This is a genomic window from Bacillus sp. GMs2/2 (assembly GCF_050172095.1).
Taxonomy (GTDB): Bacteria; Bacillota; Bacilli; order Bacillales; family Bacillaceae_G; genus Bacillus_A; species Bacillus_A cereus.
The window spans coordinates 1-16,285 of sequence record NZ_JBNLYE010000081.1; the positions used below are offsets into that span (position 1 = coordinate 1).

Below are 16,285 nucleotides of genomic sequence, written 5' to 3' on the forward strand. Positions count from 1 at the left end.
CTTTAGACTCCCCTTCGTATAAGTACTTATTTATTATAGCAAAATTACGATTGGAAAGAAGTTAAATCATATATTCGTCCTTTGTTGTTGCCAGTGTAGGGGAGATTTAGTGTGTGGAGAATTCTGTTTACAACCATACCCGACGAAACATGGAGAAACTCTTTCAAATTACCGTTCGTACATGTCGTACTAATAAGCAATGCATAATCTCGTATAGCATCCTCATGTGCCACTTTTGAAAAATCTTTACAACTTGTACAACGCCAGCCCTTCTTCACTTTAACCATTGGAATAACTAAGCATTTCTCACATTGTACTCCATTTAACAACTCCTCTTTTTCTATTTTATATTGCTCAAGTATATTTTGTTGAAGTGGAGAATGCTCCGTTATTATTTGATGAATGAGCCTATCTACATTATCTATAACTTTTCTCTTATATTTACTTTCAAACCACTTTATTTTATGAGGTAAATTTGCACTATGAATAATTGTATGAAGAAGATTGTCATCTGAAGATTTTATAATGGTACGAGGCGAGCTAATAACAACGAGAGACTCAATTGGAAGACTAGAGGAAAATCCATGTAAGCTTAACCATTTCTTTAATTGTATTTCTTGCCTTTTTATTTGTAAAACCGGATCTGGAAATCCCTCTGAATTTCCTTCTGTTATTCGGATAAGTTGATTAAACTTTGCATCAAACATTAATGTACCTGCTATATTTTTTATCTCAAGAAAAAGAAGAAACTTTGTGGAAATGATAATAGTATCAATTTGAAAGTATTGATCATGATTAGATAAGCGAACATCATGTAAAACACTATACTCTTTCTCAGAAATAAAACTAAGTGGATAATCAATTGCTTGCTCCCCTTTATACCCCGCCATGTGTTTTGCCAAGTTTTCTCCAATTAAATTTCGTTTTGGATGATGTACAGGTAACCTTCTAAGCAGTGCTTCTAACTGTCTTATATAAATCGGCATTTTTCTTTCTTTCACAATCACCTCAAACACCCCTTTACAAATATATCAACGATTTTTTCAATATATCTATCATAACTCACAATATATCAACGATTTTTCCAATATATCTATCACAACTCACAATATATCAACGATTTTTCCAATATATCGATCGGTCGACAATATCTGACACTACCTCACTCCAATCACTCACAGCATATCCTAGAAAAACACCTTCAGCAAAAACTTAAAATCGTATTTCCTCATAAAAAAACCATAACCCGCTCCTCCAGCAAAGTTATGGTTTTTAACCCTGCAATGCCACTCTATCTATAACTTTGCCGTGAAGTCCACAAAATCCATTTGTACTTATAGCAACTTTCACTTTTTTCACACTGAAACTATATACCCCAAAATCGTTTCACAACGTTATTACTTCCGCATAGCTACAATTTATATAATAACGGTACAGTACAAATAACGTGCTGAATCACTAAGTATGAGGGCATAACGATGAACGAAGCGTTGCTATTAGTAGACATACAAAATGATTACTTTGAAGGTGGCAATATGGAATTACATTAACCTGAAAAAGCCGCACAAAAAGCGAAAGAAGTTTTGAAAGCATTTCGTGAAAAACATAAAACAGTTATTCACGTACAACATATTGCGAACAATGAAGGGGCTACTTTCTTCTTACCCGATACAGTAGGTGTTCAAATTTATGATGATGTACAACCGATTGCTAACGAAAGAATCCTACAAAAACACCACCCCTACAGTTTTTCTCAAAAGTTTTGTACTACAATCGATTAGCTATATTAGCAATTACATTATTATTAGCGGCTTTCCTTCTTCTTTACAATGTATTTTTTGGATTACTCGTAGGCACTACAGCAAACTAGCGATTTTTTATAAGTATGAAAAAATTTTAGGAATTAGTTTATCTTTTTTTAATGTTTTATTTAGAGGCAGTTTATAGTCGAGTATTAACATAAGAAACGTAGCAACTAAGTTCGTATATGACGCACTGCTACTATAATCGCTAACCGTACTACCTAAAATCATAAAATAAGGAGACGATAAAACATGAACAAAAAAACAAAAACACTATCATCCATACTGCTCGGATTCACATTAGCATTAACAGGGTGTGCTGGTACTAAAGCTGAAGAAAATCATGGGAAACAAAAGCAAGAACAAGTTGCTAAAGAAACAAAAAAGGAAAATAAATTAACTAAAGGGCAAAAAATGGCTAATATTCTTAGCGAGACAAATTGGCAAGGTACACGAGTGTATGACAAAGATAAGAATGACTTAACAAAAGAGAATGCAAACTTCATCGGTCTTGCAAAATATGATGCGAAGTCAGGCAGATATGAATTTTTTGATGCTAAAACAGGTGCAAGTCGTGGCGATAAAGGAACTTTCTTTATCACAAATGATGGAAAAAAAAGAATATTAATTTCAGAATCAATGAAGTATCAAGCTGTCGTTGACATGACAAAACTAAATAAAAATGTATTTACTTATAAACGAATGGGGAAAGACGCTAACGGTAAAGATGTAGAAGTTTTCGTTGAACATGTTCCATATAAAGAAAAAGAACTTTCTTTCACTGATCCGGACAAGCAGCTGAACACGACTACAGGAGATATTGTTAAAAACGTTGATGGAGATAAAATTTTAGGCGGTACCCTTTGGCACGGAACAAAGGTATTAGACGAAACTGGTAACGATGTAACACAGTTTAATTCGAATTTTATAAGTCTAGCAAAATTTGATGACAAATCTAATAAATATGAGTTCTTCAATAGCGAAACAGGTCAAAGCCGCGGTGATTATGGCTACTTCGATGTTGTACACGAAAATAAAATAAGAGCCCATGTTTCAATTGGAAATAACAAATACGGTGCTGCTCTTGAACTTACTGAACTAAATAAAAATAAATTTACGTATAAAAGAACTGGTAAAGACCAAGCTGGTAACGATATAACTATATTCGTTGAACATGAACCTTATAAAGGTGATATGAAACCACAATTTAGCTTTTAAAAACGTTTGATTAAAGATCCTGTACTGAGTTACAGGATCTTTCTTATTAAGCAAGAGAACGAAAAGACGAAAAACATATAGCTTTTCGTCTGCACAATATTCCCACCTTATAGTTGATGATTTACAAAACTTAAAAACATACCGATACAAAATAAAATTTGTGACCAAGTAAAAAGCGCCCTACTTATAGGACGCTTTTTTTATACTTAATGACTAATACTAGCTGTTGGGTATAATGTTGTTCCTCCAATTGAAACTTTTATTTCATTTGTTAATGGAACATTTTGTTCATTAATAATTGTTCTCCACCATTCCCATGCAAGACCTGTACATTCTCTTGCTACAATTTTTATATTTTTTGAGTTCGGTGGAAGAGGGATAACTGTAGAGTAATGAGCCGTTTTGTCTTTTCCGCTACCATCCCACGTTTTATGTGTTAATACTTCGTTACCCTTTTGGTCAAATGTGAATTCATCCCAAGATACATCAAATTGAGCAACGTAAGCACCGTAATGATCAAGTGTCATTTTAGCACTTGAATATTCTGTAGTTGTCGTCTCAATATAATCTGTATTGTTATGAACAGCAGCAGTTGCATTATCTTTTAAGAAAGTACTTGTATATGAAATTGGGTATGCTGGATTTTTAAGACTTAATTCAGCATTATCTTTAATGATATTTCGGATTTCATTGAAATCTTTAGTAACAACCTTGTTATGCTCTTTCGCATCTCCGCCTAATACTACAGCAGTAAAGGTACTTTCTTCAAAAATATCTTTATACTGTCCACTCGTTTCAACGCTGTTATTCTTAAGTAAGGCTTTAAAAGCAGCTTGTACATCTTTGCTCTTAGATGTTGTTTCTAATTTTACATAAATCGTTCTACCATAAGCTACATTTGAAACCATAACAGGTGGAGCCGAATTACTTACGCCTTTTCGAGTTAACTCGTCAAAAGTAACACTATTATCAAAAAGGTCAGATGGATTGTTAGGTAGTTCAGCACTTACCGTATAAAATATTTGCTTATACGCCGCTACCATCACTTTTTTCTCTCCATTTGCAACTGCATTAAAATCAATATTTAGACTGTTATCAAGATATTTAGCGTTAACATTAAGAGCACTTGCAATTTGTGATTTACTATAAACCATAGATTCCGTATACTGCATTCTTACAGGTAACGTATGTGTTGTAGAATACTTTTCATTCCAAGTAGATACTAAATCATCTACCGCTCCAGCTACATTACCATATGTCGGATTTTGGACAGTGATTGTATTTTCTTTTCTCATGCCCGGTAAGTCTATACTAATATTCAAAGGCTTTCTCTTAGCCACTAATAAACTCGGTTGATTGTCTGCAAAAGCTTTATTTGCAAGTTGTACAGCTCCTGGATACGTACGATTCACTACAGAATCAATAATTGAAATATCGACTGGTGACGTTGTAAGTGATTTTTTTTCACGTTCCACTACTACAAATTTACCATTTGAATTGATACTTTCTTTCGGAACAAAACTTTCTACTTTATCACCATTTACAGCTAAAACCTCTTGATTATTATATTTAAGATTTGCTATACCAGTATTAATGCCACTAGCATTTTTGGTTACATCAGTTACATTACTTGCTTGTGTTTCTGCGAAGGAAATAGATGAATAATTAATAGTGCATAGACTAACTAATAAACATGTAAGGAACTTTCTTCTTTTAGTGTTTTTCTTAATATTCAGAAAAATCACCCCGTTCTTTTTTTAGTAAAATATGATAATGATTGCTAACTAATAAATTTACATAAATGCTTTTAAAAGTTCTTGAATTAACGGGATTACGCCACCTACAAATTTTAAAACTGCCATTGCGATTTCCATATTATTTCCTCCTTTTTATTGCTACGAAAATGTGATTTATCTTTATGCCCTCATTATAGTGACCCCTTACACTTTTATCAATACACTCTGATATGCAATATTACATATCAAAAAACAAGCTGAACTCTTTTAAAAAGTTATACAGGGATATTTTTTTCGTTTAGTACATACTTGAAAAGGTGAAGCATTCTTCTGCATTTTATGAGTAATCACATAAAAAAAGCTGCTGCCTATAAAATACAGACAGCAACTTCAACTAGAGTGTCTTGCATAATCTACGCAAGGCATTTTATAACTAATAAACTGCGATTGGCCCATAAGGACCATTAATAATTTCTATTTTTGTTTCAAAAATATCTGTCAAAAGTGTTGAGTCCATAACCTCTTCTACTGTTCCAAAAGCAGCAATTTGTCCATCTTTCATAGCACAAATTTTATCCGAGTATTTAGCTGCAAAATTTATGTCATGCATGACAGTCAAAATTGTTCTTCCAAATTCATTAGCTGCACGTCTTAAATGCTCCATCATTTGAACAGAACGAGCAACATCAAGGTTGTTCAGAGGTTCGTCCAAAAGTACATATTCCGTCTCTTGGCACAATACCATCGCTACATATGCCCTTTGTCTTTGACCACCAGAAAGCTCATCTAAATATCTATTCTCTAAACTAGTTAAATCTAAGAAATCGATATATTTAGAAATGATAACCTCATCTTCTTTAGTCAATCTTCCCTTTGAATAAGGAAAGCGCCCAAATCCAACTAATTGTCTAACTGTAAGCCTAGTTACAAAATGATTTTCTTGTCGCAATATAGTCAAAACTTTTGCTAAGTCTTTTGATTTGGATTCAGAAACATCCATATTTGCTACCTGAATTTGGCCTTCATCCATATCTAAAAGTCTGCCAATCATCAAAAGTGTCGTGGACTTTCCAGCGCCATTTGGTCCAATTAAAGAAGTAAAGCCTGCTTTTGGTATTTCAATATCCAAAGGTCCTATTTTTACCTTATCAGTATAGAACTTTTTAACATTATCAATTTTTATCATAAAGCCCTCTTCCTTAAAACTATAGTTAAGAATATAATTCCACCAAATAATTCAATAATAACTGAAACTACACCTTGAGCATGGAATACATGATACATTAAAAAGTATGCGCTCGTCATTATTAAAAATCCTATAGCAAAAGCCATCGGAAAAATATATCTATGATCATAAGTTGCCGCTGCCTGATAACTCAAAGTTGCTACTAAAAAGCCGTAGAAAGTAAGTGGCCCAATTAGAGCTGTTGAAATAGACATCAAAATAGCTACTAATACAAGCGTATAAATTACACTAGGTTGATATTTAACTCCAAAAGAAGTAGCAACATCTTTTCCTAGTGACAAAACATTCAAATTCTTAGAATGAGCAAAAATTAATACCGCTACAATTATGATCATAGGAATTACAATAGGAAAATATGCAGGATCTGCATGATTAACAGAACCAAATAATCTTGCTTGTAAAATATCAAATTCTGAAGGCGCAAGTAGTTTTCTCATGAAAGTTGACACAGAATTTAGCCCGGTACCAATAATAATTCCAACTAAAAGCATAAGTTGTAAATTCCCGTATTTACCGGAAAGTAACCATCCATAAAGTATTAAACTCATGAAGACCATAACAACAACTTGGAATAAAAATGATCCAATTCCATTAAAATTTATTAACGCACTAGCACCAAAGAAGAATACTGTACTCGTTTGAATTGCTGAATAAAGTGATTCGAAACCTAAAAGTGAAGGAGTAATAATTTTATTATTCGTAATAGATTGGAAAGCAACTGTCGACAAGCTATGGCAAACCGCAGCAATAATCATTGCAACAATAGCTACTATCCTTCTCTTAACGACTGGGATAAAAGAAGGTGAATCTAGCGGAACTGGATTGTTATAAACTAAAAGTCCATATGAAGAAAGAAGACCTAAAGCAATCAATGTTATCAGTAAAATCCAATAACGTCTTGCTTCCTTCTTAGACCGAAAAGCGCTAGCTGATCTACTTTCATTATGAAGGCTAGAATCGATCTCGACATTTTCTTTTTTTCTATATTCTAATGTGATCATCGTAGCCTCCTTGGTTTTCTTTTTCTCAATAAAATAGTAATAAACACGACTGCTCCCACTGTTGCAAGTATTAAAGAAACAGGTAATTCAAAAGGCTGTATAATTGTTCGAGAAATGATGTCACAGGCAGTTATTGATCCCATTCCGATCACACAAACCCAAGGTAAATTACTCCTAAGATCATCACCTCTAAACATTGAAACGATATTTGGCACAATTAATCCTAAGAAAGGTAAGTGTCCAATAACAGCTGCAACAATTCCAACTGCAACAGAGATAAGAGCAGTCCCAAAAAGAACAATTCTATTGTAATTAACTCCAAGACTTGTTGCGACATCTTCTCCTAGTCCAGCTAAAGTCAATCTATTAGCATACATAAAAATAAGAAAAGTAATGATAACAATCAGCCATAAATATTCATATCTTCCGACCTGAACGTTAGCAAATGAACCGACAAACCAAGTTTCAATACTTTGCGTCTTTTGAAAAAGGAGTCCTAAAAAAGTAGACACTGCAGAAATAACTGCTCCAAGCATCAATCCAATAATCGGGACAATTAAAGACGAACGAAGCTTAACTCTTCTTAAAAATAAAAAGAAAATCATAGTTCCTATAAAAGAAAAAATGATTGCACCAGTCATTCTTTGAACTAAAGTCGGGGCAGGAAATAGTAAATACACAAAAAGCAGGCCTAAGCCTGACCATTCAATCGTCCCCGTTGTAGTAGGTTCAACAAAACGATTCTGTGTAATAAGTTGCATGACGAGCCCTGCCATTGCCATCGCAGCTCCAGTAAGCATTAATGCAACCGTTCTCGGAACACGAGTGATGAAAAACATCTCCATTCCGTCCTCTTGTCCACGTATATCATAAACTCCAGTAAACAGTGATATAATCCCTAAAATTATAACAACTATAACTGCTATTATAAAAGGTTTTGTCCATATTTTATTTTGATTATAAAACTGGGGTTGAGAAATATTCTCAACCCTAGAAATCATATTTTTTGACACTGCTTCGTACCCCTTTACACTACTTAGCTAAAGTTTTTGCAAGATCTCCAAATAACTCTATATAAGTTTGAATTGATTCATTTGTGTAAGTATCTTCTGGTGCATAAATAACTTGTTTTTTAGAAACAGCAGTTGTGTTTTGAAGAGCTGGTGATTTAGAAATAACATCCTTAGCTGGAGCTGACTTAGCTGCATCAGATGTTGCAGCATCACGATCTAAAACGAAAAGCCAATCAGGATTTGTTTGTGCAATAGCTTCAACAGAAACGTCATCACCTTTATGACCTGCAGTAGAATTCGAAACTTCTAATGCTGGAGTCCAACCGAAAATGTCATACATAGGTCCCCAAACGCGACCAGAGTGCGGCGCAGCAAAGCCAATATTTCCACCAGTAACGATAACACTCATAACTTTATCTTTTCCGTTATAAGCAGATTTTGCCTTTTCAATAGATTTATCGAAATCAGCTACTAATTGTTTAGCTTCTTTATCTTTAGCAAAGATTTTACCTAAAGTAGTTGTAGAATCTTTAAGTCCTTTTACTAAGTTTTCTCCAGGCTTAGTAGCCTTCTCAGAAACATCAAAATTAAGATCAATAACAGCTGCATTTGGCACTAATTTTTTGATTTCTTCATAATGATCAGCAAATCTTTGACCAACGATTACAAGATCAGGGTTTGCCGCTGCAATAATTTCTAGATTTGGTTCACGGTGATTCCCAATATTTTGAACTTTTTCATCCTTTTTATATGCTGAATCAGCAGGCATGATATCCTTTGGAGCAGCCGCTAATTTAATTCCCCAATCAGATAAAGTTTCAAAAGTTCTGTTATCCAAAGCAACTACATTCTTTGGGTTTACAGGTACTTTAACAGTTCCATGAGCATCAGTGATTTCAACCGTTTTTGGCTTATCACTACCATTATCTTTATTATTAGCCTTCGAAGTTTCTTTACTTGAATCTGAGCAAGCCACTAACATTAAAGTGAAAATTGCTAGAATACTCACTAATTTTAAAAGCATAGATTTTTTCATATGTATACTCCTTATAGTGTGATTTATTTCGAAAATGATGACATCCATAGATTGAATTAGAAGGTAACTTTTATTCAATCGAATCGCTATTGATAATCATTTTCATTTGAACATCCTGTTAATTAGTATAGTCATTAATTCTGTGAAAATCTTGTGAATCGTATGAATTCATAAAATCAAGCATAAAAAGTAATATGTGCGGTCAGGACTGTTGATTAACCTTCATTAAATACTTTCTCAACAAATACGGGACAGAGACCTTCCCTTACAAAATACGCGCAGTAATAGCTAATATTTCACAGAAACTACTTTATTATCTTATTTTTATCATTCAACCATTGAATAGCCTCTGCCATGTATCGTTTGAATATATCTATCTTTCTTCTCGCACTTTAACTTTTTTCTTACATACCCAATATATAAATCTACTACATTTGGATTTACTACTACGTTATATCCCCAAACTTGATTCAAAAGCATTTCACGGCTCAATATCGTGTTTTTGTTTTTGATTAAAAATACAAGTAAATCGTACTCACGCTTAGTAAGTGAGAGATTTTCGCCACCTTTTTTCACAATATTGCTAGATGCATCAACAAAGAGATCTTTAAACTGAAAAAAGTTTGTCTCATTTTGCTGGTTATAGTCACTTCTTCTTAAAATAGCTTGAACTCTCGCTACTAATTCTTCCTTCACAAATGGTTTTCTAATATAATCATCTGCTCCTGCTTGTAACCCTGCTATGCAATCCTCGCTAGAAATATTGTTGGTCACAATAATGATTGGTGTCGTTTTAACAATTCGTATTTGTCTGCAAATTTCTGGTCCTGATATACTTAATGAATCCCAATCCAATATGATAATATCCCAATCTTGTTCATATATTATATTTAAACCTTCGTTTTCATTGTGAAGTTTTAAAATGAAATAGCCTTCTTGCGTTAGACCGCTTACGATTTTCTTTGCTGAAGACCGTTCATTTTTAATCACCAACACCTGCTTCACCGATGGTTCACCTCTACTTCAATATAACTTATTTATATAAAAAATTATTCCGAAAAAACAATTTATGATTTACAAATTCCCCCCCTAAATAATCCATTAAAACAGCTTATTAGGAGAACTCTATATAATCTTACAATAGGTATGGATAAAAACACAAAACATATGAAGATTCAAATAAAGTGAAGTATTAATTGATCAAACAGGGATGTTCATCCCCACTAATTATCAGTCCTCACCACTCAGGCTTTGACGGGATAAAATTGTGATCATTAAGGGATAGCACACAAGATACATTGAGGATGTAAGTGAAAGAACCAAAGAATTAGATACATTCTATTTTTAGAACTATAACTTTTCCATAAACAAAAAGAACCATAACCTCACCAACCTGGCAAAATTATGGTTCATATTATACTGTAAATTAAATTATATATTGACCACCTATTAAATCATAAAATGTCCTAGTATTAGCATTAAATTAAGTAAGTAGCCAAAAGAAATAAATCATAACTTGGCCCAAACTTGGTTTTCGAATCATAAAATGTCCGTTAACACCCATAAATTAAATCATAATGTTATTATTTATTTTTTATGTAGCTTGATGGTCAGTTTTGTTCAAAAAAATGATATGCACTGTATATACCTAATAAAGGTACCCCCATAGTCATCACACTAAGAAAAAATTAATACCCCTAAAATAAAAAACGCTACCTTTTCGTCCAGAAATCTTTCGGACGAAAAGGTAGCGTTTTTCCAATGGATGCTTCCCTAAACCTTCGACATAAATGATAATGTAAAATGATTATTCCCTATGTCCCTCCATCCCCTTATAATAATCAATCTTTTCTTCAATTTTCACAAGCTGATCCTTCAACTCTTTAATTTCTTTAAAGACCTTATTTTGATGTATTTCTAATAATTCTCGTCTAGCACTTATTGTAGATTCACCTTGACTTCGCAAATCAGCAAACCGTTGCATGCCTGTGACCGACATCTCCGTTACTCTTAAACGAATTAAGAAATTAATCCAAGAAATATCAGATTCCGAATATTGACGATAACCATTGATATCTCGGCTAACCTCATTAAGCAATCCAATTTTTTCGTAGTATAGCAAAGTGTGTACAGTAAGTCCTGTCATTTTTGAAATTTGTTTAATAGTAAATATCTCTTCCATACAATCTATTATAGTACAAAATAAGGAGATTGCTTTGCGTTATCAGCGTGGCTGGCAAAAACTCATGGAAGTAGATTAAAAGGCAGACAACGTGTTATAAATTCACTAAAAGATATTGCACCTAATCTCGGTAAATATGTTTTTGAATTCGCTTTTGGTGATATTTATCTTCGTGAAGGGTTCAACGTCAATTGGTTACAATCGCATCATTAACTACACAGGGTGGATGTGAACCACAATTTAATGTTGGTCTCTCACTGAATGAGGTAGTAGAAACAATCATGCACTGTACCCCTACACCAGCTTTCAACAAGTTCCTAATTTTATCTTTGGGGCAAAACAAATTTGTGAAGAACATAAGCTGAACTTAGGATAAGTTTTGTTTAGCACCTAATAAACTTATACATTCTAAGATATAATTTTATTCAGGGGCTAATGTAACCTAAAGCAAAAACTCATTACTTAATCTTAGCTTGATGGCTATGTAGTGTTATCCCATTATCATTCAAAAAAGCTAGAGTTATTTTAGATATAAGCTTATCCAAGGTTAAAACTGTAATACTAACAAAAACATTTTAAGTTTTAATAACCTAACTCTTTTCTGACCTCACAACAATATTCACTAGTAATTTCATTTATAAAGGTTATAGGCTTAGAAGAATATTTTTGAATCATATGATTTGTTGGTACTATCCCTTGGTTATGTAGCTCAATTATTACTTTCCTAATCTCTTCTTTTTGTCTCCGAATTCTTTTTTCTTTTTGTTCTTTTAAGTATAATTGATGCTTAAGTACGATTTCATCACATAAGTCTGGCAAAAGATTTCGAGCAGTTGGAGCGCTAATATTTACTAATTTCAACGTTGCATTCAATCCCAAATGCGATTTGTTTTTTTCTAGAACTATCTCTTTTATTTGCTTTTCAAGCGAATCTCTTCGTTTTTGTTCTTTATATATTTTATGTCTTTCATCTATAGTACTTTTTAACCTCGGAAAATGATATTGCAATCTCCGTTGACTATAACCGTTAATTTCAGCGATCTCTTTAAATGACAGTTCCACCTTTTCATTATTTAAATGATTTAAAAAGACACTTTCTAATATCTTTAATTCTTTTTTAGTTAATTGCTTTGTTTCCTTATGTTCATATTTTCTTTTTTGTAATAACGGTTGTAATCTTCCTAAATCAACATTTTCTATAAGCAACACATTCAGTGGTACATCGAGGATTTCACAAATCTGTCCCCAAAACTGCATAGGTGGTAATATTCCATAATGGAACCAGTTATTGACTCGCGTCCTATTATAGTTCAGTTGTCCCGCGAAGTTTGCAATAGAAATTTTTGAGTTCTCATTCATTATTCTTTTAAAAAAGCGACTGACAGAATTACGTAGAGGCGTTACTGGGGTTGAAAAATTACTGCTGATTAATTGTGAATAGCTATTAAAAACCTTCTCTTCTAGCTCAATAATTTCTTTATCGATAATTTTTTGAGATAAGTCATTATTCCCAAGAAACTCCTTACAAGAAGGGCAATATCCCGGCTGCATATCCCCAGTCAAATGAGGAACTATTTGTTTACAGTTTGAACACTCTTCTTGTAATTTTATTTTGTGAATATTACAGATTGACAAAGTCTTTAAACACCAGATTAACGGTTCATAAATAGCTTGTTTTTTATCTTTCCATCTACTTAAACATACTGGACACCATCTTTTATTCTCATTGATTAAAAATACCCTATTTAATATCGCAGACCAATTCAACATGGTTAACCCATTCAAATCATTCCTCTGCGTAAGATTTTCAAGAATCCTTATATATTCTCTTGTAGTTACCCCTATACCATTAACATACTTACCATCTATTAATTTTTTTATCTTGCTTTCATGTTTCTTTGTTACAGAAGGGGATATATTTAAATTGGGATATATTTTTGATTTTATTAGTGTAGATACCTTAATGTTATGACTATAAGCTAATCTGCACATATAACTGGTTAGGCATTCTGAATATGCAGTTCCTTTTCCCATAGGTTCTAATCCATAAAATTCACTTCTCTTTGGAAATAGCTCCTCATACTGATTTTCTTCGAACACTGTAATACTACAATTAATTTCCACCTTCCACTTCACCCACTTTATCCCTTTTAGGATTTCTAACCCCTACATTTCCTTTCCTTACATTCTTTTTACTTTTTACCTTTTCATTATCTATACCTAATTTTACTCTCACATCTAATATTTTTTCTTGCTTTTCCATAAAACAGGACTCACCTTGTGAAACTTCATCCACAAGTTTAGAGATTTTATTTATAGACATAGCTGTTTGTCTTAAATGTCCAATTTCCAATACATGTTCATTCTTTTCTAAGGCTAGTTTTAATGATCGTGTAAGCCAATCCTTTAAGATCCCTACACACCCTATTGTTCTCTCGTACAAGAAATCCCAATAATCTAATAAATCAGGACTCTTCTCCATCGGAAGACACTCTAATAGCCCTTTAATAATTCCTAAAAAATTAACAAAATCTTGTTCATTAGATAAATCATACCTGGGAAATTGAATATCTACAGTTCTTCTTGCTAATTGACCATTTAAATTCACAAAATTTTTCAACTCGTATGTACCCACTAATATTTGTGGCACCTGCGTTAAATTTGATAAAGATTTTAGCGAATCTAATTGATCTAAATATTTTCTTGCAGATGGAACTTTAATAAAATGTTGGGCTTCATCAATAATAAACACTTTAGGTTTGCGATAATAAAAAGCATTTTCTAAAGATCTTCGTAACTCTGGTGAAGTAAAATAACTTCCCTCTCGAACCCTCGTTTTCTTTTTTATTCCGCCTCCATCTTCATAGATAATTTTCTTATCAATCAACGGTTCTTCCATAGCTTGTAGTACACGTACATAAAAGTCTTTCCAGTTAAAAACCCCACTATCTGGAGAGATTAGTTCTACAGATACAAATGGAATAATAGATTTATCTCTCTCTAATTCATCCATTAACTCATTTATAATCTCTTTCCTTAATTCGTGTATAAGTGTTGATTTACCAACACCAGAAGGCCCAAGTACCATAATGATTTCATTTCCAGAAGGCCTGCGTACCAATGACTCCAGTTCAGACATTACTTGTTTCATTTTAGGATGAATAATCCTTACTCGTTTAAACTTTTGAATTTTCTCGTCTAAAGCTTGTTCATCTATCAATATAACAGGTTCTTTCGTCAAGAGTCTCACCTCTCTTTTGATTGTTTCTTAGCTTTCCACAATCTTAAAATTCGGAATATTATCCATATCTATTTCTCTAAATTTTGATATGGGCTTTTCAACTGTCGTATCTTCTGCTAACAACATTTCTTCAATAGCACTCCGAGATTTATGGTTTTCTTGTTCAATAATAGCTTGCTTCATTACCTTTTCATGACTTTCAATTGTTGGTATAAACGTTGCTATTTGTTTAAGAGATATTCTTCCTTTAATACCCAATTTATATCTAATCTCTTCGGTAATTATTTGTAATTGTTTATGTGTTTTTCCCTCTAGGAGATAATAATATTCTGATATGCATTTAACCCATTTCTTATTAACATATGCGTATAAAATTCCAACATTAAAAGGATCATATTTTAAATTCACCTTCGTTTTTTCAATTTTCGGATTTTTAAATTCCTCATTCCAGTACCAAACATTATTAAATACAACACCTTTACCAGGCTGCACTAAACCTTTCCCTCTAGGTGTCGATGGCAAAGTTGACAAAATGAAGCTTTGATCATATGAAATCAAATTCATCTCCCTCTTTCCTCCTATTGCAATTCCTATATCAAATTGTTTTTTAGGTGTCGTCCCTAGACCAGCATGTATTGTATTCTCATAATAGTCAATCCATTCATAAAATAAAGCATTTAACTTTTCTAATGTCCAAATTGCAGAGTTTTTTGGATTTGTACCCTTTGTAACAACTCTTACCTCTTTCATTAATTGGGTATTCCCTTGTAAATTATGTATAAATAAGGAATTAGCTACTCCAAACAAACGCTCTATAACACTTCCAAATCTAGCCTTAGCTGGGGGTCTTTCCTTTTTATTAATGTTGTATTGCGCACACAATACATCAAAATATAAACTATGAAACTCTTTACCTCCATCGACTACCAAATTGTTTGGGAGCCTTCCATTCCTTCTTACACACTCTCGTAAAACCATCATAATTGATCGATAACTAGGGGAATCAAAAGTTATGTAATGAGCTAGAATTTTCCTACAATACGCGTCTATTAGTAAAGTAAGATATGGCCTACGAGTCACTTTTTCTTTCCCATTCATTAAAACTAATTCAATATCTAATTCTGTATGATCAATATGTGCGATTTCAAACGGTCTATCACCATGTTTAGGGGTATATCCCTCTAGATACCAATGCTCTTTTGAATATGCAGCTCTTTTACCTTTTCTGCTTTTTACTACTTCATAACTTGAATAGCCATTAACATACTTTGTAAAGGTTACATAACTAGGAATACTAAGTCCTTTCTTTCTACATTCCTCTATCAATAAACCATAGACAGCTTTTACACTCATTTGCTTAATATTATGATAATACTTTTCTATAACTTCTTTCATTAAATCTTGAACAGCCGTATCAATTTTCGGCATCCTATTTCCTCTTTGTTGTTTCTTTGGTAGCAAACCTAAAAAACCATTTCCATATAATCTTTCAGCCTCTTCAAATGCCTTTTTCCACCTTTGTATCGTTCTATTACTATATTCGTTATTTTTACCTTCTTCACTATGTTCTTTCAGTAATCTATATCGACTATAGGCCTCCTCAAGTGCCTTCGGTGAAACGCCTTCTAACAGGGTTTGTCTATATTCTTGTTGTTCATCTATGCTATTATTCTGATTTAGAAACTGAATAGCCCCTTCCTTATCCAGAGTTTTAAAATTTTTTTGAGAAATATTTACTAAATTATCTTTTTCATCTACCAATGATATAATGTTATTCCCTATATGTATAACATTATAGATTTTTCCATCC

The 16,285-nt window shown here is 32.9% G+C and carries 12 protein-coding genes and 2 pseudogenes; 3 read left to right on the plus strand and 11 right to left on the minus strand.

Annotated elements, in window-relative coordinates:
• Positions 1–44: 44 nt before the first annotated feature.
• Positions 45–1,001: a nuclease-related domain-containing protein gene (locus ACQGS6_RS12740; protein ID WP_002184034.1), complete on the minus strand. Its 957-nt coding sequence runs from the start codon at positions 999–1,001 to the stop codon at positions 45–47.
• A 477-nt stretch (positions 1,002–1,478) separates the two neighbouring features.
• On the opposite strand from ACQGS6_RS12740, the pseudogene ACQGS6_RS12745 reads away from it, so the two are divergent.
• A pseudogene (locus ACQGS6_RS12745) lies at positions 1,479–1,751 on the plus strand (isochorismatase family protein); the annotation flags it as partial.
• 303 nt (positions 1,752–2,054) lie between these two features.
• Positions 2,055–3,020, plus strand: coding sequence for a DUF4822 domain-containing protein (locus ACQGS6_RS12750; RefSeq protein ID WP_074624902.1), 966 nt, complete (start codon positions 2,055–2,057; stop codon positions 3,018–3,020).
• 206 nt (positions 3,021–3,226) lie between these two features.
• Here ACQGS6_RS12750 and alo read toward each other — a convergent pair whose 3' ends face one another.
• The 7 genes from alo to ACQGS6_RS12785 form a co-directional block, all read right to left on the minus strand.
• A complete protein-coding gene (gene alo, locus ACQGS6_RS12755) occupies positions 3,227–4,765 on the minus strand; it encodes an anthrolysin O/cereolysin O family cholesterol-dependent cytolysin Alo (protein ID WP_426965194.1) in 1,539 nt (512 codons plus the stop codon).
• Positions 4,766–5,189: 424 nt separating this feature from the next.
• A complete protein-coding gene (locus ACQGS6_RS12760; RefSeq protein WP_000590071.1) occupies positions 5,190–5,942 on the minus strand; it encodes an ABC transporter ATP-binding protein in 753 nt (250 codons plus the stop codon).
• On the minus strand, positions 5,939–7,003 hold the full coding sequence (locus ACQGS6_RS12765) for an iron chelate uptake ABC transporter family permease subunit (RefSeq protein WP_048558127.1): 1,065 nt from the start codon (positions 7,001–7,003) through the stop codon (positions 5,939–5,941). Before ACQGS6_RS12765 ends, ACQGS6_RS12760 begins: the two co-directional genes overlap by 4 nt.
• Positions 7,000–8,016, minus strand: a complete 1,017-nt coding sequence (locus ACQGS6_RS12770) for an ABC transporter permease (RefSeq protein ID WP_242785217.1) — start codon at positions 8,014–8,016, stop codon at positions 7,000–7,002. The genes ACQGS6_RS12765 and ACQGS6_RS12770 overlap by 4 nt, the downstream gene beginning before the upstream one ends.
• A gap of 19 nt (positions 8,017–8,035) precedes the next feature.
• On the minus strand, positions 8,036–9,052 hold the full coding sequence (locus ACQGS6_RS12775) for a siderophore ABC transporter substrate-binding protein (protein WP_025966853.1): 1,017 nt from the start codon (positions 9,050–9,052) through the stop codon (positions 8,036–8,038).
• A gap of 327 nt (positions 9,053–9,379) precedes the next feature.
• Positions 9,380–10,057: a response regulator transcription factor gene (locus tag ACQGS6_RS12780; RefSeq protein ID WP_426965195.1), complete on the minus strand. Its 678-nt coding sequence runs from the start codon at positions 10,055–10,057 to the stop codon at positions 9,380–9,382.
• A gap of 802 nt (positions 10,058–10,859) precedes the next feature.
• Complete coding sequence (locus ACQGS6_RS12785) at positions 10,860–11,234, minus strand: MerR family transcriptional regulator (protein ID WP_098398068.1); 375 nt, start codon at positions 11,232–11,234, stop codon at positions 10,860–10,862.
• 64 nt (positions 11,235–11,298) lie between these two features.
• Here ACQGS6_RS12785 and ACQGS6_RS12790 point away from each other — a divergent pair.
• Positions 11,299–11,610 (plus strand): annotated as a pseudogene (locus ACQGS6_RS12790) (carboxymuconolactone decarboxylase family protein).
• Positions 11,611–11,816: 206 nt separating this feature from the next.
• On the opposite strand, the gene ACQGS6_RS12795 reads toward ACQGS6_RS12790, so the two are convergent.
• The 3 genes from ACQGS6_RS12795 to ACQGS6_RS12805 form a co-directional block, all read right to left on the minus strand.
• Positions 11,817–13,334, minus strand: coding sequence for a TniQ family protein (locus ACQGS6_RS12795; RefSeq protein ID WP_179885246.1), 1,518 nt, complete (start codon positions 13,332–13,334; stop codon positions 11,817–11,819).
• A 13-nt stretch (positions 13,335–13,347) separates the two neighbouring features.
• Positions 13,348–14,475, minus strand: a complete 1,128-nt coding sequence (locus ACQGS6_RS12800) for a TniB family NTP-binding protein (protein WP_257149185.1) — start codon at positions 14,473–14,475, stop codon at positions 13,348–13,350.
• A 27-nt stretch (positions 14,476–14,502) separates the two neighbouring features.
• Positions 14,503–16,285: Mu transposase C-terminal domain-containing protein (locus ACQGS6_RS12805; RefSeq protein WP_426965196.1), on the minus strand; the 1,783-nt coding region annotated here is incomplete at its 5' end.

What these genes read in the sequence shown, in the direction of transcription:
- ACQGS6_RS12750 (WP_074624902.1), top strand. Translation starts at nt 2,055, where the DNA reads ATGAACAAAAAAACAAAAACACTATCATCCATACTGCTCGGATTCACA.
- ACQGS6_RS12760 (WP_000590071.1), bottom strand. Translation starts at nt 5,942, where the DNA reads ATGATAAAAATTGATAATGTTAAAAAGTTCTATACTGATAAGGTAAAA.
- ACQGS6_RS12765 (WP_048558127.1), bottom strand. Translation starts at nt 7,003, where the DNA reads ATGATCACATTAGAATATAGAAAAAAAGAAAATGTCGAGATCGATTCT.
- ACQGS6_RS12775 (WP_025966853.1), bottom strand. Translation starts at nt 9,052, where the DNA reads ATGAAAAAATCTATGCTTTTAAAATTAGTGAGTATTCTAGCAATTTTC.
- ACQGS6_RS12785 (WP_098398068.1), bottom strand. Translation starts at nt 11,234, where the DNA reads ATGGAAGAGATATTTACTATTAAACAAATTTCAAAAATGACAGGACTT.